Origin of the sequence: Streptomyces sp. Edi2, assembly GCF_040253635.1 — a bacterium.
Taxonomy (GTDB): Bacteria; Actinomycetota; Actinomycetes; order Streptomycetales; family Streptomycetaceae; genus Streptomyces.
Genome location: NZ_JBEJGX010000003.1, coordinates 6,313,287 through 6,340,074 on the forward strand (window position 1 = coordinate 6,313,287; position 26,788 = coordinate 6,340,074).

21 protein-coding genes and 1 pseudogene are annotated in these 26,788 nt (G+C 72.6%); 12 read left to right on the top strand and 10 right to left on the bottom strand.

Translation table 11 applies throughout. The annotated features are described in order from the left end of the window. Positions 1–146 precede the first annotated feature (146 nt). Positions 147–737, top strand: a complete 591-nt coding sequence (locus tag ABR737_RS31210) for a TetR/AcrR family transcriptional regulator (RefSeq protein WP_350254078.1) — start codon at positions 147–149, stop codon at positions 735–737. A gap of 143 nt (positions 738–880) precedes the next feature. Here the strand turns inward: ABR737_RS31210 and ABR737_RS31215 are convergent, their stop codons facing one another. From ABR737_RS31215 to glgX, 3 genes are all read right to left on the bottom strand, one after another. Further along, positions 881–2,905, bottom strand: a complete 2,025-nt coding sequence (locus ABR737_RS31215) for an ATP-binding cassette domain-containing protein (protein ID WP_350254079.1) — start codon at positions 2,903–2,905, stop codon at positions 881–883. Then, a complete protein-coding gene (locus tag ABR737_RS31220; RefSeq protein ID WP_350254081.1) occupies positions 2,902–4,866 on the bottom strand; it encodes an ABC transporter ATP-binding protein in 1,965 nt (654 codons plus the stop codon). Before ABR737_RS31220 ends, ABR737_RS31215 begins: the two co-directional genes overlap by 4 nt. Before the next feature lie 171 nt (positions 4,867–5,037). Next, complete coding sequence (glgX, locus tag ABR737_RS31225) at positions 5,038–7,293, bottom strand: glycogen debranching protein GlgX (RefSeq protein WP_350254082.1); 2,256 nt, start codon at positions 7,291–7,293, stop codon at positions 5,038–5,040. Between the two features lie 244 nt (positions 7,294–7,537). On the opposite strand from glgX, the gene ABR737_RS31230 reads away from it, so the two are divergent. The 7 genes from ABR737_RS31230 to ABR737_RS31260 all read left to right on the top strand — a co-directional run bounded on the left by ABR737_RS31230 (position 7,538) and on the right by ABR737_RS31260 (position 14,568). Continuing rightward, positions 7,538–8,923 carry a L,D-transpeptidase gene (locus ABR737_RS31230; RefSeq protein ID WP_350254083.1) on the top strand — a complete coding sequence of 462 codons (1,386 nt, stop codon included), beginning with the start codon at positions 7,538–7,540 and terminating at the stop codon, positions 8,921–8,923. 121 nt (positions 8,924–9,044) lie between these two features. After that, positions 9,045–10,280 carry a L,D-transpeptidase gene (locus ABR737_RS31235; protein ID WP_502964408.1) on the top strand — a complete coding sequence of 412 codons (1,236 nt, stop codon included), beginning with the start codon at positions 9,045–9,047 and terminating at the stop codon, positions 10,278–10,280. A 143-nt stretch (positions 10,281–10,423) separates the two neighbouring features. After that, entirely contained in the window at positions 10,424–11,191 is a 768-nt protein-coding gene (locus ABR737_RS31240) for an enoyl-CoA hydratase/isomerase family protein (RefSeq protein WP_086719563.1), read from the top strand. Positions 11,192–11,467: 276 nt separating this feature from the next. Next, positions 11,468–11,995, top strand: coding sequence for an ATP-binding protein (locus ABR737_RS31245; RefSeq protein ID WP_502964409.1), 528 nt, complete (start codon positions 11,468–11,470; stop codon positions 11,993–11,995). A gap of 261 nt (positions 11,996–12,256) precedes the next feature. Further along, entirely contained in the window at positions 12,257–12,811 is a 555-nt protein-coding gene (locus ABR737_RS31250; RefSeq protein ID WP_350254086.1) for a hypothetical protein, read from the top strand. Between the two features lie 57 nt (positions 12,812–12,868). Then, positions 12,869–13,690, top strand: a complete 822-nt coding sequence (locus ABR737_RS31255; RefSeq protein ID WP_350254087.1) for a DsbA family protein — start codon at positions 12,869–12,871, stop codon at positions 13,688–13,690. Beyond that, the gene (locus ABR737_RS31260; protein WP_350254089.1) at positions 13,687–14,568 is read left to right on the top strand and encodes a cytochrome c biogenesis CcdA family protein; all 882 of its coding nucleotides are present in this window, start codon (positions 13,687–13,689) and stop codon (positions 14,566–14,568) included. The genes ABR737_RS31255 and ABR737_RS31260 overlap by 4 nt, the downstream gene beginning before the upstream one ends. Before the next feature lie 145 nt (positions 14,569–14,713). On the opposite strand, the gene dgt is transcribed toward ABR737_RS31260, so the two are convergent. From dgt to ABR737_RS31285, 5 genes are all read right to left on the bottom strand, one after another. After that, positions 14,714–16,039, bottom strand: coding sequence for a dGTP triphosphohydrolase (gene dgt / locus ABR737_RS31265; protein ID WP_350254091.1), 1,326 nt, complete (start codon positions 16,037–16,039; stop codon positions 14,714–14,716). Between the two features lie 83 nt (positions 16,040–16,122). Next, a complete protein-coding gene (locus ABR737_RS31270; protein ID WP_350254092.1) occupies positions 16,123–16,476 on the bottom strand; it encodes a hypothetical protein in 354 nt (117 codons plus the stop codon). Positions 16,477–16,678: 202 nt separating this feature from the next. After that, positions 16,679–17,509: an NAD(+) synthase gene (nadE, locus tag ABR737_RS31275; protein ID WP_350254094.1), complete on the bottom strand. Its 831-nt coding sequence runs from the start codon at positions 17,507–17,509 to the stop codon at positions 16,679–16,681. Between the two features lie 187 nt (positions 17,510–17,696). After that, a complete protein-coding gene (locus ABR737_RS31280; RefSeq protein ID WP_350254096.1) occupies positions 17,697–18,251 on the bottom strand; it encodes a GH25 family lysozyme in 555 nt (184 codons plus the stop codon). 417 nt (positions 18,252–18,668) lie between these two features. Beyond that, the gene (locus tag ABR737_RS31285; RefSeq protein WP_350254098.1) at positions 18,669–19,889 is read right to left on the bottom strand and encodes a glycosyltransferase family 4 protein; all 1,221 of its coding nucleotides are present in this window, start codon (positions 19,887–19,889) and stop codon (positions 18,669–18,671) included. A gap of 238 nt (positions 19,890–20,127) precedes the next feature. Here ABR737_RS31285 and ABR737_RS31290 point away from each other — a divergent pair, with 238 nt between their 5' ends. Both ABR737_RS31290 and ABR737_RS31295 read left to right on the top strand, forming a co-directional pair. Further along, positions 20,128–20,895, top strand: a complete 768-nt coding sequence (locus ABR737_RS31290; protein ID WP_350254099.1) for a response regulator transcription factor — start codon at positions 20,128–20,130, stop codon at positions 20,893–20,895. 1 nt (position 20,896) lies between these two features. Continuing rightward, complete coding sequence (locus ABR737_RS31295) at positions 20,897–22,408, top strand: sensor histidine kinase (protein WP_350254101.1); 1,512 nt, start codon at positions 20,897–20,899, stop codon at positions 22,406–22,408. Between the two features lie 829 nt (positions 22,409–23,237). On the opposite strand, the gene ABR737_RS31300 is transcribed toward ABR737_RS31295, so the two are convergent. Next, positions 23,238–24,182, bottom strand: a complete 945-nt coding sequence (locus ABR737_RS31300; RefSeq protein ID WP_350254102.1) for a M56 family metallopeptidase — start codon at positions 24,180–24,182, stop codon at positions 23,238–23,240. 251 nt (positions 24,183–24,433) lie between these two features. Continuing rightward, positions 24,434–24,802 (bottom strand): annotated as a pseudogene (locus ABR737_RS31305) (BlaI/MecI/CopY family transcriptional regulator); the annotation flags it as partial. Positions 24,803–24,916: 114 nt separating this feature from the next. Here ABR737_RS31305 and ABR737_RS31310 point away from each other — a divergent pair. Together ABR737_RS31310 and ABR737_RS31315 are read left to right on the top strand one after the other, a co-directional pair. Continuing rightward, a complete protein-coding gene (locus ABR737_RS31310; protein WP_350254103.1) occupies positions 24,917–25,615 on the top strand; it encodes a DedA family protein in 699 nt (232 codons plus the stop codon). Positions 25,616–25,833: 218 nt separating this feature from the next. Then, entirely contained in the window at positions 25,834–26,682 is an 849-nt protein-coding gene (locus ABR737_RS31315; protein ID WP_350254105.1) for a phosphatase PAP2 family protein, read from the top strand. The last annotated feature ends 106 nt before the right edge of the window (positions 26,683–26,788 follow it).

Here is a 26,788-nt window from a genome sequence, read left to right on the forward strand (position 1 = left end):
GACGACGAGCCGGGCTGCCATGTCGCGCTGTGGAGGACGCCCGGCCATGACCAGGCTTGGACGCTAACACATCTTGAACTGGTTGGTTCAAGATGGAATGGTGCGGTGCAACACGGACCATCGACACACCGGCTAGGAAGTGCCACGTGGCAGGCAAGAAGCAATTCGACATGGACACGACACTTGACGCCGCGATGATCCAGTTCTGGCGCGCGGGCTACACCGACACCTCGGTGGACGATCTGTCCCGGGCAACCGGCCTGAACCGCAGCTCCCTCTACTCCTCGCTCGGCGACAAGGACACGCTCTTCCTGCGCTGCTTGGATCGCTATGCCGCGCGCTACGGCGACAAGTACGACGCCGCCCTGTCGTGTGCAGCCTCGGAGCCTCATACAGCCGTTCGTGCGTTCTTCGACGTCACCCTCGCGCGCATCGCCGATCCCGAACTGCCGGACGGATGCCTGGTCGCCCAATCGGCCATGGCAATTCCGGTGCTGAGCCAGAGCGTCGCGGCTCGCGCGAAGGAGGCACTGGGCTTCCAGCGCTTGCGTCTGCGCGCCGCACTGAAGGCAGGCCGATTGACCGACCAGGACGCCGATGCCTTCGCTGAACACGTGGCCGCCGTGAACCAGTCTCTCGCCGTCATGAGCAGAACCGGGGCGAGCCCGGCGCAGCTCCTGGCCATTGTGGGCGTCACCGTCGACGCGCTCTCACAGGTGTCGCGCACCCGCAAGTAGCGCTGCGGACCGGTCCGTCGTGGACGCTCATCCATGGCCCATGGCCCATGGCCCATGGCCCATGGCCCATGGCCCATGGCCCATGGCCCATGTCACGTGTCTGTTGTCCATCGAAGCGCGCAGCCAGCCTACGAACTGGCCGGCTACCCGACACTCTCCCGCCATGCCTGGTGCAGCTCGGCGAACCGGCCCCGTCCGGCGATGAGTTCCTTCGGCGGGCCGTCCTCGACGATCCGGCCGTCGGCCATGACCAGGACCCGGTCGGCGATCTCGACGGTCGAGAGGCGATGCGCGATCACCAGGGCCGTACGGCCTTGCAGCACCGTGGCCATGGCGCGCTGCACCGCGCGTTCGCCGGGGATGTCCAGCGAGCTGGTGGCCTCGTCGAGGATGAGGACGGCGGGGTCGGCGAGCAGGGCGCGGGCGAAGCTCACCAGTTGGCGCTGGCCAGCGGATATCCGGCCGCCGCGCTTGCGGACATCGGTGTCGTAGCCGTCCGGCAGAGCGGTGATGAAGTCATGGGCGCCGATGGCCTTCGCGGCGCCTTCGATCTCCGCGCGGGTGGCGTCCGGGCGGCCGAGGGCGATGTTGTCGGCGACTGTGCCGGAGAACAGGAAGGCCTCCTGGGTGACCATGACGACACCGAGGCGCAGGGTGGTGGTCGACAGCGCCCGCAGATCGACGCCGTCGAGCAGCACCTCGCCCTCGGTGGGGTCGTAGAAGCGGGCCAGCAGCTTGGCGAGGGTGGACTTGCCGGCGCCGGTGGCACCCACCACGGCCACGGTCGCGCCCGCCGCCAGGGTCAGATCGAAGCGGGGCAGCACCTCGCCGCCCGAGCGGTAGGCGAACCGGACACCGCGGAAGGCGACCTCGCGGCCCGGCCGGTCCGCCGCGACGGCCGGCAGCGCGGCAGGTGTCCCGGGCTCCGGGACGCCGGGGCGGAGGGCCAGCAGGCCGGCGATCTTCTGGAGGGAAGCGGCCGCGCCTTCATAGGCGTTGAGGAACATCCCGAGCCGGTCGATGGGGTCGTACAGCCGCCGGAGATAGAGCACCGCGGCCGCCAGCACACCGAGCGCCAGCCCTCCCGTGGCCACACGGTAGGCGCCCCACAGGACGAGCGCGGCGACTGTGGTGTTGGCCACCAGCCGGGAGAGGACGACGTAGCGCGCCATCTCCAGGGAGGTGGCGCCGTTGATCCGGGCGTGCCGGTGGTTCAGCCGGGCGAAGGCGGCGTCGTTCGGGCGCTCGCGGCGGAACGCCTGTACCGGGCGGATGCCGCCCAGGGTCTCGGTGAACTTCACGATGACGCTCGCCATCGCCGTGGACTTCGCGCTGTAGACCCGGTGCGAACGGTGCCGGAAGGAGCGTACGAGCAGGCCGAGCGGTCCGGCGGAGACGAGGGCGGCCGCGCCGAACCCCCAGTCCAGCCAGATCAGGGTGACGGTGATGTAGACCGCCGAGAGCACGACCGTGATCAGCTCCTGCAGCCCCTCCTCGAGGAGTTCACGCAGCGACTCCACGTCCGTGGTGGCGCGGGAGATCAGCCGGCCGGACGTATAGCGCTCGTGGAAGTCCAGGCTCAGCGCCTGCGCATGCCGGAAGATCCGGCCGCGCAGGTCGAGCAGCACATCCTGGCTGACCCGGGCGGAGAGCTGGATGAAGCCGAACTGCAGCCCGCCGGACGCCACCGCGCACAGCACCGCCGCCACCGCCACGGCGATCAGCGGCCCGTGATCGCCCGCCCGCAGTGCCGGTACCGCGCGGTCGAGCGCATAGGCGACCAGCAGCGGACCGGCCTGTACGGCAGCCTGCTGGAGCAGCAGCGCAACGGCCACCCACCGGACCCGGCGCCGGTGCGGCGCCAGCAGGGAAGCCAGGAGGGTGCGCGCGGCCCCCTTGGGGGTGGGGAGCAGATCGTGGGCGAAGGCGTCGGTGGCGGGGGAGCCCTCGGGCTCCGGAGTGTCGTCGGCCTCCGGGGTGCCGTCGGTCTCTGCGGGGCCCTTGGTCTCTGCCGGGCCCTGGGTCTCTGAGAGGCCCGGCTCCGGGGTTCGCTCGGTCTCCGGAGTGCCCACGGTCCCCGGCGGGTGCGGTGTGGCAGGCGGGTGTTGCTGCGGGTCGCGGCCTCCCTCGGGGCCGTCGGGCGGGAGACCGGTCGCGGTGGTGGTCATCGGGCGCTCTCTCCCTCGCCGGACATCAGGACGGCGTACTCGGGGTGGTCCCGGAGCAGTTGGTGGTGGGTGCCGACGGCGGCGATCCGGCCGCCGGACAGCAGCGCCACCCGGTCGGCGAGCAGGACCGTGGACGGCCGGTGGGCGACGACCAGAGCGGTGGTGGCCGCCAGGGCCCGGCGCAGCGCCGCCTCCACCAGAGCCTCGGTGTGCACGTCGAGGGCGGAGAGCGGATCGTCGAGGATCAGGAAGCGCGGCCGGCCGACCACCGCCCGGGCCAGGGCGAGCCGTTGCCGCTGCCCGCCGGACAGGCTCAGTCCCTGCTCACCGACCTGGGTCGCGCTGCCCTCGGGGAGGGCGTCGACGAATCCCTCGGCCTGCGCCACCGCCAGCGCCCGCCGGAGGTCACTGTCCTGGGCGTCCTCGCTGCCCATCAGCACGTTCTCCGCGGCGGTCGCCGAGAAGAGGGTGGGCTCCTCGAAGGCCACCGCGACCAGCGCACGGGCCTCGTCCCGGCTGAGCGTCGCCAGATCGCGCCCGTCGAGGGTGATCCGGCCCGCGGTCGGGTCGTACAGCCGCGGCACCAGCGCCGTGAGCGTGGTCTTCCCGCTGCCCGTCGCCCCGACCAGCGCCATCGTCTCGCCGGGCCGGATGTGCAGGGTGATGTCCTTGAGGAGGGGCGGGGCGTCCGGCGGCGCATCGGGGTAGCGGAACTCGACGCCGGAGAAGACCAGTCCGCCGGTGCCGGGCGCCGCGGGGGAGTGCGAGGCCGGGGTGTCCGTGGGCCGTGCGGTGGCGTCCGGCGGGCCCGTGGGCGGTGCGTTCCCGGCCCGTGCGTTCGCGGCGTGTGCGTCCGCGGCCCGTACGTCCCCGCCCTTTATGCCCCCGACCCGTACGCCCCCGACCCGTACGCCCCCGGTCTCCCTGCCCGTCGACGATGCCTCCACCGCGGGCTCGTCCATGACCTCGAAGTACCGGTCGGTGGCCGTTGCCGCCTCGTTGCTCATGGCCAGCAGGAAGCCGATCGACTCCACGGGCCAGCGCAGCGCCAGCGCGGTCGAGAGGAAGGCGACGAGGGTGCCCGCGGACAGCGCGCCGTCGGCCACCTGGAGCGAGCCGAGCACCAGGGCGCCGCCGATCGCGAGCTCCGGAAGTGCGGTGATGAAGACCAGGATCCAGGCCAGCAGCCGGGCCTTGCGGAGTTCGGAGGTACGCAGCGCATGCGTCAGCTTCCGGAAGGACCGGGCCTGGCTGCGATGGCGTCCGAAGCCCTTGATGATGCGGATGCCGAGCACCGACTCCTCGACCACCGTCGTCAGATCGCCGACCTGGTCCTGGGCCTGGCGGGCCGCGCGCCCGTACTTCGCCTCGAAGACCGAGCACAGCACCATCAGCGGTGGCAGCGGCGCCAGCAGCACCAGGCCCAGAGACCAGCGCTGGACCATGAGGATCACCGCGCCCACCAGGATGGTCACCCCGTTGACGAGCAGGAACGTCAGCGGGAAGGTGAAGAACATCCGTAACAGCTGGAGGTCGGTGGTCCCCCTCGACAGCAACTGGCCCGAGGGCCAGCGGTCGTGGAAGGCGACCGGCAGCCGCTGCACATGGCGGTACAGCGCCTCGCGCATCGCCGCCTCGACCCCGGCCAGCGGACGCGCCACCAGCCGGCGCCGCAGTCCGAACAACAGCGCCTCCGCCAGCCCGAGCAGCAGAAGGAAGGCGCCACCGAGCCATACCCCGCCCGGATCGCGCTCGGCCACCGGCCCGTCCACCAGCCACTTGAGCACCAGCGGGATGACCAGGCTGATGCACGAGGCGAGTACCGCCACGCACGCGGCGGTGCCCATGCGCGCCCGCACCGGGCGGATGAACGGCCACAGGCGCAACAGCGAGCGCACTGCGGAGCGCTGAGGTAAGTCGGTCCGGTCGGGCGGGGGCGAGGTCTGCGCGGTATCGGCCATCACTCGCGAGCGTAAGGCGCGTCACTGACAACGCTCATGCCATTTTTCCGCCCGGCGCCCTCGCCGGCGGTTTCCTGCCGCGCCCCCGCCGCCCCGCCACTGTCCTTCCGCCCGCCACCGTCCTTCCGTCCCACCGCCGTCCGTCGCCCCGGGCGCCGTCCCGCCGCCCCCTCAGCCCGGCACGGCCCGGAACAGCACCACCGACCGCCCGGCCAGCGTCAGCGAGCTGCCCGCCGGGTACGGCGGCTGTTCCGCTCCCGGCCGGCCCTCCTGCGCCGTGTCGACGAGGAGGTCGTAGGCGCGGGCCCAGGGCGGTCCGGGGAGGGTGAATGGGCAGGGCCGGTCGGCGGCGTGGAGCACGGCCAGGAAGCTGTCGTCGACGATGCGGATGCCCCGGGCGTCGCGTTGGGAGATGTCGTTCCCGGAGAGGTACATGCCCAGCGTGGCCCCCGGGGTGTACCAGTCCTGTTCGGTCATCTCCGTACCGTCCGCGGTGAACCACGCGAGGTCGCGCAGCCCGCCCTGCTGATGCGGCCGCCCGGAGAAGAACGCCCGGCGGCGGAGCACGGGGTGCGCGCGGCGCAGGGCGATGAGACGGGCGGCGAGATCGGCCAGCGGGCGCCATTCCAGGTCGTCCAGCAGCGACCAGTCCAGCCAACTGGTCGCGTTGTCCTGGCAGTAGGCGTTGTTGTTGCCGTGCTGGGTGCGGCCCATCTCGTCGCCGGCGACCAGCATCGGCACGCCCGTCGACAGCAGCAGGGTGGTCAGCAGGTTGCGCAGCTGGCGGCGGCGCAGTGCGCGGACCTCCTCCTCGTCGCTCTCGCCCTCGGCGCCGCAGTTCCAGGAGCGGTTGTCGCCGGTGCCGTCGCGGTTGCCCTCGCCATTGTCCGCGTTGCGTTTGTGCTCGTAGGTGACCAGGTCGCGGAGGGTGAAGCCGTCGTGCGCGGTGATGAAGTTGACCGAGGCGTAGGGACGGCGGCCGCCCCAGGCGTAGAGGTCGCTCGATCCGGAGAGCCGGTAGCCCAGGTCGCGGACGTCGTGCTGGGCGCCGCGCCAGAAGTCGCGGACGGTGTCGCGGTAGCGGTCGTTCCACTCCGTCCACAACGGCGGGAAGGCCCCGACCTGATAGCCGCCGGAGCCCACGTCCCAGGGCTCGGCGATCAGCTTGACCCGGCGCAGCACCGGGTCCTGGGCGATCACCGCGAGGAACGGCGAGAGCATGTCGACATCGTGCATGGAGCGGGCCAGCGCGGCCGCCAGATCGAAGCGGAAGCCGTCCACGCCCATCTCGGTGACCCAGTAGCGCAGCGAATCGGTGATCAGGCGCAGGACATGGGGCTGGACGACGTGCAGGGTGTTGCCGCAGCCGGTGTAGTCGGTGTAACGGCGGGCCTCGGCGGCCAGCCGGTAGTAACCGCGGTTGTCGATGCCCCGCAGGGAGAGCGTCGGGCCCAGCTCGCCGGCCTCCGCGGTGTGGTTGTAGACGACGTCGAGGATCACCTCGATGCCCGCGTCGTGCAGCGCCCGCACCATCCGCTTGAACTCGCCGACCTGCTGCCCCCGGGTGCCCGTGGCGGCATATCCGGCGTGGGGCGCGAAGTAGCCGAGGGAGTTGTAGCCCCAGTAGTTGCGCAGGCCCCGGCGCACCAGGTGGTCCTCGTGTGCGAACTGGTGGACGGGCAGCAGCTCGACGGCGGTGATGCCGAGCCGGACCAGGTGCTCCAGCGCCGCCGGGTGCGCGAGCCCCGCATAGGTGCCGCGCAGCCGCTCCGGGATACCGGGATGGCGCATCGTGAAGCCGCGCACATGCAGTTCGTAGAGCACGGAATCCGGCCAGGGTGTCTTGGGCCGGCGGTCGTCCTGCCATTCGTCGACGCCGCCCTCGTCCCCGGTGTCCTCGCCGACCACGACGCCCTTGGGGACGTACGGCGCCGAGTCCCGGTCGTCGCGCACGGTGTCGGCGACCTGCTGCTCCGGCCAGTCCCGGACATGCCCGTAGAGCTGTGCGGGCAGCGCCGAGCCCGCACCGGACGGTTCCGTACGGGTGCCGAAGTCACCGTCCACGGCCCTGGCATACGGGTCCAGCAGCAGCTTCGCCGGATTCCAGCGGGCGCCGCTCCAGGGGTCCCAGCGGCCGTGCACCCGGTAGCCGTAGCGCTGGCCGGGGTGGACACCGGGCAGAAAGCCGTGCCAGATCTCATGGGTGAGCTCGGTCAGCGCATGGCGCGTCTCGCGCTCCGCGTCGTCGAAGAGACACAGTTCCACGGCCTCGGCGCCGCCCGCCCACAGGGCGAAGTTGGTGCCGGCGATGCCGTCGGGGCCGGTGCGATAGCGGGCGCCCAGTGGTGTGGGGCTGCCGGGGCGGATGTCCGCGGGTGGGGCGAGTGGTTCATCCGCCACCGCCTCCTGCTCGGGTGCGCTCGACACGTGCCGGCCTCCTGCGGCTCATGGCTCGGTCGGGCGGCGGGCCCCGGCACGGGGGTACCCCCGGCGTCCACCGGGAGAGTCCGGCCGTGCAGGTGTCCCCCGCCCTCCCCGTTGTTCTTCCCGCAACCAGGCGTTGCCTCACGCTTCCCGCGGCGGAGGCTCATCGGTCTGCCCCGCCCTGACCGTGACATCCCGTTACACGGCATACGTCCTAACCTGGGCATCATCCGTCACAATTCGGTATATGACCGCCCATCAGCAGAACCGATCAGGGGACCGAGCGAAGACCCGTGCGGACGTCCGTGTGCGGGGCAGGGGGCGGGGCCGGGTGCCGGACCGGGGCCGGGCGAGCGGGCGAGCGGCGGTGCGGGCGGCCCGCCGGGTCCGCGTCGTCCTCGCCGCCGCGGCCGGGCTCGCCTCAGTGGTGGCGCTGGCCGGCTGCAGGGACGCCGAGGTGTTCGTCGGCGGCACACCGCGCTCCCCGGGGGCGGCGATCAGCGTCGTCCCCCATGACGGGGCGCACGGTGTACGGGCCGACGGGCGGTTCGAGGTCCGGGTGCCCGAGGGGCGGCTGGAGCGGGTCGAGGTCAGCCGGACCGGTGGCGCCGGCCGGCAGCCCGTCGCCGGGCGGATCACCCCGGACGGTATGACCTGGCGCCCGGCGGCCGGGCGCCTCCAGGCCGGCGCGAAGTACAGCGTCGACGCGGTGGCGCTGGACGGTGCGGGCCATCGCTCGGCCCGCCACACCACCTTCACCACCGCCGTGCCCGTCCGCCGCTTCACCGCCCACTTCTCGCCGCAGGGCGACGCCACGGTCGGCACCGGCATGATCTTCTCGTTGGTCTTCAACCGGCCGGTCGCCGACCGCGCGGCCGTCGAACGCGCCGTCAAGGTCAGCGCCCGGCCCGCCGTCGGAATCGCCGCCCACTGGTTCGGCCACCGCCGGCTGGACTTCCGGCCCCGGGAGCGCTGGCGGCCGGGCACCGTGATCACCGTCGATCTGCGGCTGCGCGGGGTGAAGGCCGGGCCGGGCGCCTACGGGACGCAGCGCCGGACCATCCGCTACCGGGTGGGCCGGGACCAGGTCAGCGTCATCGATGCCGCCCGGCACACCATGACGGTGCGCCAGGGCGGCCGGGCGGTGGTGGTGCTGCCGGTCACCGCGGGCGACGACGCGAACCCCACCTACAACGGGACGATGGTGATCCTGGAGCGGCAGTCGAGGACGCGGATGGACGGCGACACCGTCGGTTTCGGCGGCGAGTACGACATCCCGGACGTGCCGCACGCCATGCGGCTCACCAGGTCAGGGACCTTCCTGCACGGCAACTACTGGGCACCGCCCGAGGTCTTCGGCGGCCTCAACACCAGCCACGGCTGCGTCGGGCTGAAGGACATCAAGGGCGGCGGCCCCCACACCCCGGCCGGCTGGTTCTTCGGCCACTCGATCGTCGGCGACACCGTCGTGGTGGAGCACTCCCCGGAGCGTACGGTCGCGCCGGACAACGGCCTCGGCGGCTGGAACATGCCCTGGGAGCTGTGGCGGGCCGGGTCCGCGCTGGCCCGGCCGGCGGCCGCCCCGGCAGCCGTCCGCCCCCTGCCTCCGCACCACCCCCGCAGTTGGGACTAAACGGTGACGTTCACGGGGAGTTCACTGTCACCGCGGTGTGGTTATCTAACGGCAAGCGCACGGCTGTCCGCTTCCGCGCGCGCGGGGGCCGCGGGCCGTGCGAGGGGGAAAGGGGCCAGTCGTGAACGTCCAGCCGAATTCGGGGGTGCCGGCTCGCCGGCGTCGGTGGCCGGTCAGGGGCGGGGGTGCGCCGGCCCTGCTGGTCGGCGCGATGCTGCTGCTGGTGACCGCATGCGGCGGTGACGTCGATGACGGCAAACCGGCCGGCAAGGCGGGGGAGAAGGACGCCTCGCAGGCGGCGGTGACGATAGCGCCCAAGGACGGCGCGCACAACGTCGCCACCAGCGGCGCGCTGAAGGTGACCGCCCAGAAGGGCAGGCTCAAGTCCGTCAAGGTCAAGGACGGCAAGGGCAACGAGGTCGATGGGAAGATAGCGGGCAGCGGCGCCCTGTGGCAGCCGAGCGGCCACCTGGGCGCCTCGACGGAGTACACCGTCGACGCCATAGCGGTGGACGGCAAGGGCCGGGAAGCCGCCGAGCACTCCCGCTTCACCACCCTCGTCCCCAAGAACACCTTCATCGGCCAGTACACCCCCGAGAACGGCCAGCAGGTCGGCGTCGGGATGCCGGTCTCGATCCACTTCACCCGCGGTATCACCGACCCCAAGGCCGTCGAGGACGCCATCAAGGTCAGCGCGAAGCCGTCGGTCCCCGTCGAGGGCCACTGGTTCGGCAACGACCGGCTCGACTTCCGCCCCGAGAAGTACTGGGCGGCCGGCACCAAGGTCACCCTCAAGCTCGACCTCAACGGCGTCGAGGGCCGGCCCGGGGTCTACGGCACCCAGGCCAAGGAGGTCTCCTTCACCGTCGGCCGCAGCCAGGTCAGCACGGTCGACGCCGAGTCGAAGAAGATGACCGTGGTCCGCGACGGCAAGAAGATCAAGACCATCCCGATCACCTCGGGCGGGCCGGGCACCGAGACGTACAACGGCAAGATGGTGATCAGCGAGAAGCACCAGGTGACGCGGATGAACGGCGACACCGTCGGCTTCGGCGGCGAGTACGACATCAAGGACGTCCCGCATGCGATGCGGCTGAGCACCTCCGGCACGTTCATCCACGGCAACTACTGGTCGGGCCGCGCGACCTTCGGCACCCGTAACGCCAGCCATGGCTGTGTGGGCCTCTTCGACCAGCGAGGTGGCGGCGACAGCTCCACCCCGGCGGCGTGGTTCTTCCGTAACTCCGTCGTCGGCGATGTGGTCATCGTCAAGAACTCGCACGACGAAACGATCCAGCCGGACAACGGCTTCAGCGACTGGAACCTCTCCTGGGAGAAGTGGAAGGCCCGTCAGTAGGCCCGCCGAGTAGGCCGTCAGCAGATCCGCCCACAGGCGCATCGGTGGCCCCGGCAGCGGGACGGCCGGAAGGCGAGCGGGCCCGGCGCACTGTGACGCAGTGCACCGGGCCCGATGCCGTTAACGCGTACTAGCCTTCCCGCATGACTGTGAATCTCGAGGTCGCCGACGGCGTCGGCACCATCCGCCTGGACCGTCCGCCGATGAACGCACTGGACATCGCCACCCAGGACCGGCTGCGCGAGCTGGCCGAGGAGGTCACCCGCCGCGACGATGTGCGTGCCGTGGTCGTCTGGGGCGGCGAGAAGGTGTTCGCGGCCGGCGCGGACATCAAGGAAATGCAGGCCATGGACCACCCGGCCATGGTGGTGCGCTCCAAGGCCCTGCAGGACTCCTTCACCGCCGTGGCCCGGATCCCCAAGCCGGTGGTCGCCGCGATCACCGGCTATGCGCTGGGCGGGGGCTGCGAGTTGGCGCTCTGCGCCGACTTCCGGATCGCCGGCGACAACGCCAAGCTCGGCCAGCCGGAGATCCTGCTGGGCCTCATCCCCGGCGCCGGCGGCACCCAGCGGCTGGCGCGGCTGGTGGGCCCGTCCAAGGCCAAGGACCTGATCTTCACCGGCCGTCATGTGAAGGCCGACGAGGCGCTTGCGCTCGGCCTGGTCGACCGGGTGGTGCCGGCCGCGGAGGTCTACGAGCAGGCGCACGCCTGGGCGGCACGGCTGGCGGCCGGTCCCGCACTGGCACTGCGGGCCGCCAAGGAATCCGTCGACGGAGGCCTGGAGACCGACATCGACACCGGCCTCACGATCGAACGCAACTGGTTCGCGGGGCTGTTCGCGACCGAGGACCGGGAGACCGGCATGCGCAGCTTCGTCGAGGAAGGGCCGGGCAAGGCCAAGTTCCTCTGAAACGAGTGTTGTTGGCGGTACTGCTGAGGTTTGAGCCGGGTGCAATGCCTCGTCCGGGCGAACGAAGGAAGTCTTAATTGCGCCTTAAGGCAACCTTGTTGAGGTGCCCGGCCGCTTCCTCGCAGGCCCGATGTCCCGGCAGGTCAGCCGGGGTGCACCGGATCCTTAACTGCCGTTGGCATATGTCTGGCCGGAGGGCTGGAACCGACGATTCCGGACAATCGATTCCGTCGGTTCCGCTCCCCTGGACGCCGTGCAACGGCCATGATGGGAGGCATGGCGGGCCTCGAAGGAATGGAGCAGCCGCGGCCCCGGAGCGATCCGGCCGCCGCACGATGGGACATCCCCGGTCCGGACGCAGACACCGCACCGGCCCCTCGCGCACCGGCCTTTGCGGCCCCCGATCCGGCCGGTGACCCGGCTCTCGGAGAGGTGCGGTTGCCCTCGCGCCCCCAGTCCGCCGGTATCGCGCGCCGGCTGACCGCCGCCGTACTCCTCAGGCAGTGGTCCCTGACGCCCCAGCTCGCCGAGCACGCCGTGCTGCTGGTGTCCGAGCTCGTCGGCAACGCCGTGCGGCACACCGGCGCCCGCACGTTCGGGTTGCGGATGCTGCGCCGCCGCGGCTGGATCCGGATCGAGGTGCGCGACCCGTCCCGCGGCCTGCCCTGCCTGATGCCGGTCCAGGAGATGGACCTCAGCGGCCGCGGCCTCTTCCTCGTCGATAAGCTCTCCGACCGCTGGGGGGTGGATCTGCTGCCCCGCGGCAAGACCACCTGGTTCGAGATGCGGATCGCCGACCGCTGACGGGCGGTTTGCCCACGACTGGGGGCGGCGCGGGGCGGTCAGGCCCCGGCCCTGTCCGGCCGGGCCCGCCTCGCCCCGGTCCGGCTTGCTCCTGCCGCCCGTGCCCCGGCGGTCCCCGTGCCCCGGCGGTCCCCGTGCCCCGGCGGTCCCCGTGCCCCGGCGGCCCCGAGGCCCGCTCCGGTGGGTGCTCCGCTCGCGCGATGACGATCCGTAGGATGGGATATTCATGTTCGCGCACCAAGCCCGGGAGAGGAGGGGGACATGCACCACGTGCGCCGGTCGGCCACGCTGACGCTGCTGCTCCTCCTCGCCGTCACCTTCGGGCCGCTGCTGTGCCGCATCGGCGGCGACCAGGCCTGGCTGGCAGGCCGGGCGGCAGCGGCCACGGCTGCCTGGCGGGCCGACGGTGCGACGGCAGCTTCCCCGGAGGCGGCGGCTTCCCCGGCGGCGGCGCGCGGGGCGGCGAGCCCGGCCGCGAGCCAGGCGGACGGCGACGCATCGCCGGACGGGGACGCAGCGGCGTCCGGCGACGAACCGCCGCGTCCGTCTGCCGTCGCCGGCGCACCGCGGCTCGACCCCGGTGCCCCGATCGCAATGGCCCACGCGCCCAAGAAGTGCTCGAACCGGCATGCCCCGGGGCCCGCGGAGTCCGCCCCGCTGCCCACACCGCACCGCGGTGAGCCCCTGGCCCCCGCCACCACCGGCCCGGGGCCGCTCGCCGCGGATCTGCCCGCGCAGTGCGCGCTCGCCCGGCCACCGACGGACAGCGCGCCCGCCCGCGACCGCACCCCGCTCCTGCCCGTACTGCGGATATAGGCCGCCGTCCCGACGCACACGGCCTGACCTTCCCCTCCGTACGTCTGGAGCTTCCGCATGCCCGTTTCCGCCTCTCCCACCCGCAAACTGGCCGCCATCGGCGCGGTCATCGCCCTTGTCGTCGCCGTCATCGCCATCGGGGTCGCCGTCGGCAAGTCCGTCGAGGGCGACCGCGGCACCGGCCGCAGCAACGCCCCCGAGGCCGCCGCCTCCGACGCGCCCGCGGAGGACCCCGCACAGCAGAAGATGTTCGACGACCTCGCCAAGCGGACCACCCGGCGCGAGGACGGCGATCCGCTGGCCGTCGGCAGGAAGGACGCCCCGGTGGTCCTGGTGGAATACGCCGACTACCAGTGCTCGTTCTGCGGCCGCTTCACCCGCGAGACCCAGCCCGGACTGATCAAGAAGTTCGTCGACGCGGGCACCCTGCGCATCGAATTCCGCAACTTCACCGTCTTCGGCGCCGACTCCGAGCGGGCCGCCCGTGCCTCCTGGGCCGCCGGGCAACAGGGCAAGTTCTGGCAGCTCCACGACGAGCTGTACGCCAAGACCCGTAAGGGCAAGGCGCTTGCCGAGGACAAGCTCGTGGAGCTGGCCCGCAGCAGCGGTGTGGCCGATATCGACAAGTTCCGTGCGGACATGAAGAGCGAGGACGCCGAGCGCGCGCTGAAGAAGGATCAGGCCGAGGGGTACCAGCTCGGGGTGCAGTCCACGCCGTCCTTCCTCATCAACGGCCGCCCGGTCGCCGGGGCCCAGCCCGCCGAGGTCTTCGCCCAGGGCATCAAGGACGCCGCGGCGCGGGCGGACAAGAAGGGGCCGACGGACAAGAACGGGTCGAAGGCGAAGGACGGACCGGCGGCCAAGGGAGCCGGGGAATGAACGACATCGGCTACCTGGCGGCGTTCCTGGGCGGTGCGCTGGCGCTGCTCAGCCCGTGCAGCGCGCTGCTGCTGCCCGCGTTCTTCGCGTACTCCCTCTCGACGCCCGGCCGGCTGGTGGCCCGTACGGGGGTGTTCTATCTGGGGCTGGCCACGACGCTGGTGCCGCTCGGCGCGGCCAGTACGGTGGCCAGCCGGCTGTTCAACGGCCACCGCGATCTGCTGATCGCCGTCGGCGGCTGGGTGGTCATCGCGATGGGGCTGGCCCAGATTTTCGGCCTGGGCTTCGCCTCCCGGCGTGCCCAGGAGGCCGCGGCGAAAATCACCCCGCGGTCGGCCGTCTCCACCTTTCTGCTCGGCTGTGTCTACGGGCTCGCCGGTTTCTGCGCGGGCCCGATTCTCGGCGCGGTGCTGACGGTGACGGCGGTCAGCGGCTCACCGGTGTACGGCGCCTCGATGCTCGCCGTCTACGCACTGGGCATGGCGCTGCCGCTGTTCGTGCTGGCGCTCTTGTGGGACCGCTGCAAACTCGGCACCCGGGGCTGGCTGCGGGGCCGTGAATTCACCCTCGGAAAACTGCGGCTGCACACCACCTCGGTGCTGTCCGGGGTGTTCTTCATCGGTATCGGCGTGCTGTTCCTGCGTTTCAACGGGACCAGCGCGCTGCCCGGAATCCTCGACGCGGACGACGAATTCCGGGCCGAGGAATGGGCGGCGCGGATCGGGAACGCCGTACCGGACTATGCACTGATCGCGGTGGCCGCGCTGATCGTCGCCGCGGTGCTCGGCCGTATTGCGCTACGGCCCGAGAAGAAGCCGAGGAGCGAGGCCGACCCGTCGGAGTCCGGAGCGGAACGGCCACGGGAAGGGGCCGAATAGCGGCGGAGTGCCGCCGGTGGGGCCGGGCCGTTCCGGCGGGGCCGGGCCGTTGTGGAACGGCACCGGACTCCGGCCCCCCGGGCGGCACCCAGGGGCACCGGATCCGTGAGCCCCGTGGGCGGCCCCCCGGGGCTCACCTGCTCACTCACAACCACACGTTGTCGTTGACCGACCCCAGGCCGGTGCCCGACAGCCGCCGGTGCAGGGCCAGCGCCTGGTCCTCGGTCAGCGAGGCCACATGGTCCGCGCAGGCACGCAGCCGGTCGCCGTGCAGCGCCAGCTCCTCGGCGCGGTCCGGCGGCAGCAGCTCGGGTGCGTCATGGGTCCAGCGCAGCAGCTCGCTCACCACCCGCCGCTTGCCGTGCTGCTGGGTGGCCAGCGCGGGCCGGTCGATGACGTAGCACCACACCAGCTCCTTGAGCAGATCGCAGGCGGCCCGCCGCTCCGGCGGGATCACCAGCTGCGCGCCGTAACGGATCGCCGCCCCGCCGCCCACCTCCAGCTCGATCCCCCGGGTGAAGTACGAGATCAGATCGGAGGTGCGGCGGTTGACCGCGACCGCGTCCTCATGGCTGCCGCTGTACGGGGCGGGCACCGCCAGCCGCTTGCCGATGTCGGCCATCATCACCAGCGCCGCGTCCCGGTCGAACGGTTCGCCCTCGCGCGCCCGCTTGGCCTGCACATAGTCCAGGAAACGGCGGATCTCCCGCTCGGTGTCGGCGCCCGCCGCCCCGTCCGGCGGGAACAGCGCGGCCAGCGGGATCAGGCCCGTACGGTAGAAGTCCTCCACGTCGTGGCAGGCGTAGGTGACATCGTCCGCCCAGTCCATGACCTGCTCCTCGACCGGTACGGCGGTGTCCGTACGGCCGGCCCGCACCCAGGCGAACGCCTCCCGGTCGGCGACGTACACCCCCCACTTCACATGCCGTGCCGGGTCCTGGTCGACGGGCGCCCGCTCCCACGGGTATTTGGTGGCGGCGTCCAGACAGGCGCGGGTCAGGTGCAGTCCGCGATGGCCCGGGTACTTGTGGGCGGCGAGGAAGGTCAGCACCCGCAGGGTCTGCGCATTGCCCTCGAAGCTGTCCAGCACACCGTCGGCGAAGTGCAGCTCGTCCATCGTGGCGCGCAGCGCCAGCTCACCCGCGTGCCCGAAGGGCGGGTGGCCGATGTCGTGGGCCATGCACGCCGCCTCGACGAGCGCCGGATTGGGCCCGCCGTACCGGCGCTCCAGCCGCTCCGCCATCCGCCGGCCGAGCTGCGCCACCTTCATGGAGTGGGTCAGCCGGGTGTGGTACGCGCCCAGCTCGGCGCTCGCCACCACCTGGCTCTTGCCGGCCAGCGCCCGCCACTGGGTCGAATACAGGATCCGGTCGACGTCGTGCTCGAAGCCGGACCGCTGCCCGTCATCGGGCACCCGTCGCCGGAGGGAGTGCTGCTCTAGGTCCTCATCGCTGTATGTGGCAGGTCGCATGCGCGGATGGTAGCCCTGCCCTGTCGGACGGGGACCGGCCGGTGGGCCGGGGGACCTGCGTCACCGGCTTGCCCGGACACCCCCTAGGCCGTCATCCGGCGCCGCCAGTGGGGATGCGTACGGGTATGGGGGCGGGCGTGCGCCGGGTGGGCGTCCGCCCGGCGCCGGCGGTCGTTGCAGAGCAGGCACTTTCCGTAGCCCGGCGGAAGCGGATCTTCCGGGTCGCCGTACAACGGGTCGACCGCGCCATGGGGATGTATGGCGCAGCCGGTCGGGCCGGTATCCGTGCCCAGCGAGCCGGCAGCGGTCAGTGCTTGCCGGAGGACGTCGACGAGCTGGTCCGCATCGCGCCGGTTGGGCGCGGACTGCAGGGACGAGGCAAGGTCGGAGGCGGTGGTCAGCGCGGTCTGGAGTTCGCGCAGGTTTGCGTAACCCATGCCTCGGAGCGTAGGCGGACCCACTGACAGTTGATCTTCCGATCGCACTTCGCGGCTTCCCATGGCGGGATGCATGCCCGCTCATGCCCACGATTTAGCACCGGGACGGTGACGGTCCCCTTGCCGGTCCATGACGGGACGGGGAGCGGGACGGGCATGCCGGGGCCGGGGAGAACCCCCGGCCCCCAGTCGAGTCCGCCCCTCAGGGTGCGATCGGCAGCGCCCGCTTGTGCTCGGTGAGGCGGTAGCGGCGGACGATGGCCTGGGCGGCCGCGGCGTCGACCGGGTTGCCCTCCAGGTAGTCGTCGATCTGGTCGTAGCTCACACCGAGCGCGTCCTCGTCCGGCTTGCCCGGGTCGAGGGTTTCCAGGTCGGCCGTCGGCACCTTGTGCACCAGCTCGGCGGGGGCGCCCAGGGCCGCCGACACCGCGCGCACCCGGCGCTTGGTCAGCCCGGTGAGCGGCACCACATCGGCCGCGCCGTCACCGAACTTCGTGAAGAAGCCGGAGACCGCCTCGGCCGCGTGGTCGGTGCCCACGACCAGGCCGTCGTGGGCACCCGCGACGGCGTACTGCGCGATCATGCGCTGGCGTGCCTTGATGTTGCCCTGGACGAAGTCCTGGTGGTGGGCGTCACGGAAGACGAGCCCGCCGTCCACCGCGGCCTGCAGCGCCGCATCGCTCGCCGGGCGGATGTCGACGGTCAGCTCCCGGTCCGCGCGGATGAACTCCAGCGCCCGCTGGGCATCCTTCTCGTCCGCCTGGACGCCGTACGGCAGCCGCATCGCGTAGAACGTCGCCTCGTGCCCGGCGGCGCGGGCCCGCTCCACGGCGAGCTGGCAGAGCCGGCCCGTGGTCGTGGAGTCGACGCCGCCGCTGATCCCCAGGACCAGCGAGCGCAGGCCCGTGGAGGTCAGCCGCTCCGTGAGGAAGGCCACCCGGCGCTCGATCTCCTGCTCGGCGTCGAAGGACGCGGTCACCTGGAGATCCCGGGCGATCTCCTGCTGCAGGGCCTTGGACGCCGGGTCGCTCACGGCTGCTCCTCTTGTTCTCGTGCTGCATCGGCTGTGCTCGTGCAGCGTCTGCGTCGTGTTTCTCGTGCCGCGTCGCGTGGTGCGGTGACGCGTTGTTCCGGTGTCGCCCACGCAGCGTTGTTCTTCGTTCTTCTGCGCTGCGTACGCGCGGTTTCCGGCGGCGCGGAAAGGCGCGCCGTGGCAAACCTTATGCCGGGTGCGCCCACGTCTTGAGGGCGGCCTTGGTCGAGAAGTCCGCGACGTCCTTGTCCAGCGGCTGGTCGGTGTACTGATGAATGCGCCACTTCGCCTTGATCCGCGGATGTCCGGCGGAGACGTAGTCGGCGATCCACAGGCCGTCGGCCGCGTAGGAGGTGGTGTCGTGGTTCAGCCAGAAGTCGCGGTTGCAGTAGAGCAGCACGCGGTGGGTGGGGCGGAGCTTCTTCACCGCGCGCAGGAACTGGTCCTTCTGCGCAGTGCTCGCGTAGGTCCCCTCGCCGGTGCGCTCCCAGTCGCAGGCGAGGAGGTCGCCCTGCACCGATGCGCATTTCTCGACGAAGTATTTCGCCTGGGCGGCGATATTTCCCGGCCACAGGAAGTGGTAGAAACCCACCACGCAGCCCGCTTTACGGGCCTTTGACGCCTGTGCGGACTGGTGCGGATTGATGTAGGAGCGGCCTTCGGTGGCCTTGACGAAAACGAAGTCGAGCCCCTCGGCGGAGTACGAGGTGTTGTAGGAGCTGACATCGACACCATGCAGCATGAACGGCCTCCTGCCGATCGGACCTGCGGATTCGAAGCGTCAACTGCGTGCATCCTCAACTGCGTTGCCGCGGTGCCGGGTCTTCGTTTCCCTCGTGTTTCTGCACTCCCGTGATCAGATGCTTCCGCGAGCCGGCGTTCCTGCGTGCGAAGCAGTCTCGTTCCAGCAGTTCAGCATGCTTGCCACCTGGGACGCCAGATTGTGGTAGGGAAGTTCCTTGCGTCGCGGTCAAGTTGAGGCCTTGTCCCGCGGTCAAGTGAGCTCCTTGCGCGACGGCCAAGTGGGAGCTTGTGCCGCGGTCGCATGACGACGGGTGTGCCGGGTGCTGCAATCGCATCGCGGCGGGCCCGGTCTCGCAGTCCGGACCGGCCCACTCCCCGGTGGGGCGCCGTCCGGCCCGCTCTCCGGGGCGCCGCTTCAGCGCCGCAGGGCCCGCCGCACCAGCCGCCGCGCGACGCCCCGGGCCCGGCCGAGGGTGCGCCGCCAGGCGCGGACGGCGCGCGTCGACCGGAGCTCCCGGAAAAGGAGCTCATAGCGCTCGGCGATCGGCTCCGGGTCGTACCGGTGCGAGCTCTCCAGCGCGGCCCCGGCCATGTCGCGCCGGCGCTGTGGGTCCTCGATGAGCTGGAGGAGTGCGCCGGCCATCGCCCGGCCGTCGCCGCGCGGCACCAGCAGCCCGTCCGCACCGTCGTGAATGATCTCGGCCGGGCCCAGCGGGCAGTCGGTGCTGACGACGGGAACGCCGCAGCGCATCGCCTCGACGAGGGTCATGCCGAAGGACTCGGCGTCCGAGGCCGAGGCGACGATCGACGCCTTGGCGAACTCCGCCTCTATCGGGGAAACCGGCCCGGTCAGCTCCGCCTGCCCGTTCAGTCCGAGCCCGTCGATCAGCCCCTGGAGCTGTGCGCGCTCGGCGCCGCCGCCGTGTATCCGCAGCCGCCAGTCGGGGTGTTTGGCGGCGACCGCGGAGAACGCCTCGATCAGCAGGTCGAAGCGCTTGCCACGGACCAGCCGGCCGGCCGCCGCGATCACCTTCGAGGTGCCCCGGGACGGCGGGCCGTCCGGTGCGGGCACGATGTTGGGCACCGCCAGGACTCGTACGCCCGGCAGCGGCATCCGTGCGCGGTAGACCGCGGCATCCGCCTCGGTGGTGGTGACCAGGGCGTCCAGCGTCCGGTAATGGCGGGCGAGTTCGGCCCGGAGCCGCTTGCTGTGGGCGTCGTGTCTCAGGTGCTCCTGGGCGATCCGCAGGGCCCGGCGGGGGCCGAACCGCGCCAGGTAGACATTGATGCCGGGCCGGGTGCCGATCAGCACATCAGCCTCGGTGCTGCGCAGAAACTCCGCGGCCCGGACGTCGGTCAGCCGGCTGTACTGGTGGTGCCGCTTCTCGGCGAGCGGGAAGTCCTGCGCGGGCTCGCCGAACAGCGGATCGGCCATGTCCTCGCTGCCGACGCGGGTGTCCACCAGCGGCACCAGCCGCACCCGGGGGTCCACGGTGAAGCGCGGGACCTCGCGGTGCCGCAGCATCGAGACGATCTCGACGTCGTGCCGGTCGGCGAGCGCGGCGGCGAGGTTGAAGGTGGTGCGGACGGTGCCGCCGATGGCGTAGGCGTTGTGGAGCAGGAGGGTGATCTTCATGCGGTGTGGTGCTCTTCCCCGATGAGGTGTGCCGAGTCGTCCGACCGGCCGGTACGCTCGCGGCCGCGTCGTCGCGACCGGCCCGTCCGGCACCGGGCCACCGTGGCGGTAAGGGGTAAGCCGATGGCGTGGCGAGGGTGAGAGCCCGGTAAGAACCCCGGGTGAGATCCGGGTAAGAAAGCCCCGGCAGGACCGGCCGCCCGGCATTGCACCTCCGGGCCCTTGGCAGACTTGCCGCGTGACCCATTCCGTACTGCTCGCCGAGGACGACCGGCCCATCCGCACCGCGCTGGAGCGTGCCCTGACCCTGGAGGGGTACCGGGTTACCGCCGTCGCCGACGGGATCCAGGCGCTCGCCGCCGCGCACCGAGAGCGGCCCGATGTGATCCTGCTGGACGTGATGATGCCGGGGATCGACGGGCTGCAGGTGTGCCAGGTGCTGCGGGCCGAGCAGGACCGCACCCCGATCCTGATGCTCACCGCCCGGGTCGAGACCGCGGACCGGATCGCCGGTCTGGACGCCGGTGCGGACGACTACGTGGTCAAGCCGTTCGAGGTCGAGGAGGTCTTCGCCCGGCTGCGGGCGCTGCTGCGGCGGACGACGGCGGGGACGGCGACGGACGAGGGCGGTGCGGGCACCGGTCCCGGTGTGACGGACGAGACAGAAGAGGGGGAGGGGTCGTACGACGCGCGCGTGGCGGACAGCGGTGTCGTCGAGGCGGCGGATCTGCGGATCGACGGGCCCTCGCGCCGCGCCTGGCGCGGAGAGCGGGAGCTGGAGCTGACCCGGACCGAATTCGAGCTGCTGGAGCTGCTGGCCCGCAACGCCGGAATCGTCCTGGACCATTCGACGATCTACGACCGGATCTGGGGCTACGACTTCGGTCCCGGCTCGAAGAACCTCGCGGTGTACGTCGGCTACCTGCGGCGCAAGGTCGATGTCCCGGGCAACCGCCCGCTGATCCACACGGTGCGTGGCGTCGGTTACGTGCTGCGGGAGGACTGAGATGTCCCGGGCCCGCGACCGGTCCGGCACCGGACGCTCCACCCCGCCCGGCCGCCGGCTGTGGGCCCGGCTGCGCGCGCGGCTGCGGGCCTGGGCGGGCTCCTGGCGCAGGGGCGGGTCGGCAGCCTGGCTGCGCACCCGCAAGCCCGCCAGCCTGCGCACCGCCTTCGCGGTGGCGTTCGCCATGGGGGCGGCCGCGGTGACCGTCCTGGTCGGGTTCCTCAGCTACGACGCGGCGGCCCGGCTGGTGCGGGTCGACGAGAGGTCGGTGTTCTCGCAGGTCGTACGGGATCTGCGGACCCAGGTCCAGGAAAAGCCGTTCCAGCCCACCGACTACACGACGGTCGACCCCGACCACGACGGGCCGCGCGACGACCTCACCCGGCCCACCCGTACCGATGTGCAGATCCTGGGCGCCGACGGCCGGATCGTCGAGGCGGGGCACCCGGCCCTCCCGGCCGGTACCGGGGAACGCAAGGTCGCCGGTGACGCGCGCGCCGGCCACCTCGCCGAACGGGAAGCGGAGATCGGCGACGAGGAGTACCACGTCGCGACCGTGGCGCTCGGCGGCGGCCGCGGCGCCGTGCAGGTCGCGCAGAAGTTCAGCGAGACCGAGGATCTGCTCTCCGCGCTCCAGCAGCGCACCGCCCTGCTGGCCGCCGCGGTCATCGCGCTCTCCGGCGCGGGCGGCTGGTGGCTGGCGCGCCGGATCACCGGCCGGCTGGTGCGGCTGACCTCGGTCGCCGAGAACGTGGCGGAGCACGGACGGCTGGACGTCCCGGTCCCGGTGGCCGGGCGGGACGAGGTCGCCCGGCTCGGGCGGGCCTTCGACGACATGCTCGGCCGGCTCGCCAGCGCCGTCCAGGACCAGCAGCGCCTCGTCCAGGACGCAGGACACGAGTTGCGCACCCCGCTGACCTCGCTCCGTACGAACATCTCGCTCCTGAAACGGTTCGACGAACTGCCGCCGGACGCCCGCGACGAGCTGCTGGCCGACCTGGCGGGCGAGGCCCGTGAACTCAGCGACCTGGTCAATGAGCTGGTGGACCTGGCGGCCGGGCAGCGGGACGACGACCCGCTCTCGGAGGTGAGCCTGGCCGAGGTCGCCGAGAAGGCCGCCGCCTCGGCCCGCCGCCGCACCGGCCGGGAGATCACCGTACGGACCGTCCGCCCGGCGGTGGTCGAGGGCCGGTCCGCCGCGCTGCACCGTGCGCTCACCAATCTGCTGGAGAACGCCGCCAAATTCGACGCGGGCGGCACGGAGCCGATCGAGGTCGTCGTCACCGGAGCCCGCATCGAGGTCCTGGACCGCGGCCCCGGTATCGCGGACGCCGACCTCACCCGGGTCTTCGACCGCTTCTACCGCGCCGCGGCGGCCCGCGGTCTGCCGGGCTCCGGACTCGGCCTCGCCATCGTCCGCGAGATCGCCACCGCCCACGGCGGCCACGCGTTCGCCGCGAGGCGTGCCGGGGGCGGGGCGATGTTGGGGTTCACGGTGGGGACTCGGGCTTAGCGGTTCGCTGCGCTTTGCTTTTGGCCCACGTTTTTGTCTGGCCCGACGTGGGGGATTCTCACCGTTTTTCGCCCGCTGCGCGGTGCGCCCGCCGTTGCGCCTGCGGCGAGCGTTGTGCCTGCGGCGGGCGTTGCCGCTGCGCGGGGCGGGGTCCGCTGCGCGGGGCTGTCGGGGTGCGGTGACGGACCTCCGCGGGTGGGGTGCCGGACTGCTTCGCTTTACGTCCGGCACCCCACCCGCTCCGGCCCGTCCCCTCCCGTTGGTGGGTGGGAAGAAGGCCGGTGGGGGTGGCTGTGACTGGTCAGGTGCGCGTCGTGGACGTAGGGAATGCCCGTAGGCACAGGGGAACGGCCGTGGGCACAGGGAGATGGGCCTGGCGCGGCGAATGACCCTGGCACGGGGAAATGTCTGTGATCGACGCCCGCCCCCACCCACCTTCACCATCTCCCCCACGGGAGGGGACGGGCCGGAGGGGCCGGTGTGTGGGACGTAAAGCGAAGCAGTCCCACACACCGGCCCCGCAGGCCCGTCACCGCACCCACAGCCCCGCGCAGCGGACCCCGCCCGCCGCCAGGCGCAACGGCGGGAAAGCCAAAAACAGGGGCGAGGCAGCGCAGCGAACCGGCCCCGCGCAGCGGACCCCGCCCGCCGCCAGGCGCAACGGCGAGAAGCCCCACGGCGGGACAGCCGAAAACGGGGCAAGGCAACGCGCAGCGAACGGGCCGCCAGGCGAAACGGCGGGCGCACCGCGCAGTGGGCGAAAAACGCCGAGCAACCCCCACGGCGGGGCGGCCGAAAACGTGGGCCAAAAGCTAAGCGCCGCGAACCGTTATCGCCCGGCCGATTCCACCGTCTCGTGCAGATCCGTCGCGGCGTCCAGGGCGGAGGCCGCGGAGAAGGTGACGCAGGCGAGCAGGGCGGCGGCGATCAGCCGGCGGCCGTGGACGGCGGCGCGTAGCGAAGGGGCAGAGGCCTGCTCGGGGGCCAGCAGGGCGGCGACCCGGCGGGGCACCGGGCCGGTGGTCGCGGCGAGGACGGTGCCGGGACGGTGGGCACCCGCGGCGCCGGGGCGGGCGGCCAGGGCGGCGCGGCCGATGGCGCGGGCCGTGACGCGGCGGTCGCCCACCCGGGTCGCGGCGGTTTCGTCGGCCCAGCGCTCCAGGGCGTAGGCCAGCGGGGCGCGCAGGGACCGGAGCAGCGGATGGCAGACCGCGGCCAGCGCGGCCGTGAGCAGGAAAAGGTGGTGCCGGCCCGCGAGATGGGCGCGCTCATGGGCGAACAGCGCCTCCCGCTCGTCCGGGGGCAGCGCCCGCAGCATCCCGGCCGTGACCACGACCCGGCCCGGCCGTCCCGGCAGGGCGTAGGCGTCGGGCGCGGCGTCCGGCAGGACGCACAGATCGCCGGAGGTGGGGTGGGCGTCGGTGGCGAGCCGGGCGGTGCGCAGTTCGGTGTGGTGGCGGCGGGCGCGGTGGACGACGGCGAGGGCGACGGCGCCGAGCAGGCAGGCGGCGGCACCGGCAGCGGGGACCGACGCCGCCGGATCGCCGGCCGGCAGCGGCAGGGAGAGATGGTCCAGAGCGGCGACCGGCGGCAGTCGCAGCGCCCCGGCGGTCAGCAGCAGGCCGAGCGCCGCGGTCGTACAGCCGGCCAGCACGACCGCGCAGCCGGTCAGCAGCCAGGCCGCGGCGCGCGGCGGCAGCGACTCCGCCAGCCGACGGGCGGCCGGCACCGCGAGCAGCGGCATCAGCAGGGGAATCCATACGGCGACGATCATGGTGCGGCCCTGGGGGGCGGGGCCGAGCCGGAGCCGGGGGCGAAGCCGGAACCGGTGCCGGGGGTGGGGACGGTGCCGGCGTCGCGGGCGGGGACGGTGCCGGCGTCGGGGGCGGGGACGGTGCCGGCGTCGCGGGCGGGGACGGTGCCGGCGTCGGGGGTGGAGTCGATGTCGAAGCCGGGCCCGGAGCCGGTGCCGGAGCCGAGCCCGGATCCGGGCTGCGAGCCGGCTCCCGGTCCCTCGGAGGTGCCGTCCACGCTCTCCAGAAGGGACCGCAGCAACTGCTCGTCCTCGCTGGTCAGCTGCGAGACGAAGCGGGCGAGCGCGGTGCCGCGGTCGTCCTGCTTGTCGAGCTCGCTGCGCATCCGCCGGGCGGTCAGCCCGGCGGAGTCCTGTATGGGGGAGTACACGAAACCTCGGCCCGCCCGGGCCCGGGAGACCGCCCCCTTGTCGTGCAGCCGGGTGAGGATCGTGGTGACGGTGGTCCGCGCGAGCCGGCCGCCGAGCCCGCTCTGCACCTCGGCGGGGCTCAGCGGCCCGGCGGCCGCCCAGAGCGCCGCGAGCACGCTCGCCTCCAGCTCCCCGGCCGGGCGCCGCTGCACGGGTGATGTGTCCGACATGGAACGCCCTTCACCTTTTCGTCGTCTACAGTTCCGTAGACCGTCTACGAGACTGTAGTCGGTCGGGCCGGCCGGAAGCCGGGCCCGCAACCCATTATGGGAGGGGCCGCTGACATGTCCGCAGCCGCCGCATTTCCGCAGGTGACAGCGGTCGTCCAGGCCGTGAATGTGCTCGATGCCGGCTCCCTGCTGGCCGCGTTCGGTGCGCTGGGCGTCGCCGTCGTGCTGTTCGCCGAGACCGGGCTGCTGGTCGGCTTCTTCCTGCCCGGTGACTCCCTGCTGTTCACCGCCGGACTGCTGTGCGCCCCGGGCGCCGGCGGCGCCGTGCACCTCGCGCTGCCCCAGGTCCTCACGGCCGCCGCCGTCGGTGCGCTCGCCGGAGCCCAGACCGGCTACTGGATCGGCCGGCGCGGCGGCCGCGCCCTGCTGGCCCGCAGCCGCGCCCGCCGGCTGCACGAGGGCGCCGCCCGCGCCGAGGAGTTCCTGGCCCGCTACGGCCACGGCAAGGCCATCGTCCTCGCCCGTTTCGTCCCCGTCGTCCGCACCGTGCTGAACCCGCTGGCCGGCGCCCTGGGCGTGCCCGCCCGCACCTTCGCCTTCTGGCAGATCGCCGGCGGCCTGCTCTGGACGCTCGGCCTCACCCTCGCCGGATACGCCCTGGGCACGTCGGTACCGAACGTCGACCGCTACCTGCTGCCACTGGTCGCCCTGGTGGTGCTGGTGTCGCTGGCCCCGCTCGCCGTCGAACTCCTCCGCTCCCGCAGCCGCCCGCAAACGGCCCCCGACCACCCCACTCCGCCACCCGAGGCCTGAGCCCCGCCACCCGACGCCTGATCCGCGCCCCTCGAAGCCCGGTCCACGCCGCCCCGCCCGTCCCCGTCAGGCGCCCTTCGCACCGAGCCGCGCAGTGCTCCGCAGAGCCGGGGAGCGCCGAGCCGCAGAGCACCAGCCGCCAAGGAGAACCCCGTGACCCATCTCGCCTTCGGGGGAGCCTCGGTCGACGGCGGCCCGTACACCCGGATCGCCGAGCGGTGACGGCGTCGGAGCCGGAACCGGAACCGGGACGGCGGCCGGAACCGGAATCCGAACCGGAACGGGCGCCGGGGACGCAGCGGCCGGACCCGGAGCCCGCCCGGGAGCCGGCCCCGCCCCCCGACCCGGAGCCGACCCCCGGCCCCGACCCGCACCCCGCCCCATGGCGGCGCCCCGCCACCGCCCCGCTCCTGACCCTCGCCGCGGTCTGCGCCGCGCTCTTCGCCGCCGTGGCCCTCACCGTGTCCCTACGGCACGGAGCCCCACTCGCCCCCGAACGGGCCGCCCTCCACTGGTCCACGGCTCACCACGGCGAGCCGCTGCGCTCCCTGGCCCGCGCGCTGACCGCCACCGGCAGCGGACCGGTTCCCTATCTGCTGGTGGTGCTCGCCGGCCTGATGGCCGGCCGCGGTGCGGCGGGCCGGCTGCGCGCCGTGATCTGCGCCGTCGCCGTCCTCGCCATCGGCCAGGCGATCCGCTACGGCCTGATGGAACTGCTCGCCCGCCCCCGCCCGCCGGCCGCCGTCTGGGCCTCGTACGCCTCCGGCTACGCGTTCCCCTCCGGCCACGCCACCACCTCGGCGCTGGCGGCCGGAATCCTGGCCTGGGGCATCGCCCGGCGCGCCCGCCCCTCCGTGGCCCGCACGTGGTGCGTGGTACTCGCCCTCTGGGCCGCCGGAGTAGGCCTCACTCGCGTCTATCTGAGTGTCCACTGGCCGGGTGATGTTCTGGCCGGCTGGCTGCTGGCGGCCACCCTGCTCGCCCTCGCACTGCTCCTGGAACCCTTCGCCTGCCCCCGCCGGAACAGCCCGGTTCCGCCCTCTCATCGCGCACATTCCCATGAATAGCTGACGATAGGACCAGGTCTTCCCCAAGGCGGCATGGACGCATCCCACGCCGAGCAGCACTGTCCTGGGCACCGGGACGGCGGCAGCGATTCCGCCACGGCGCCGC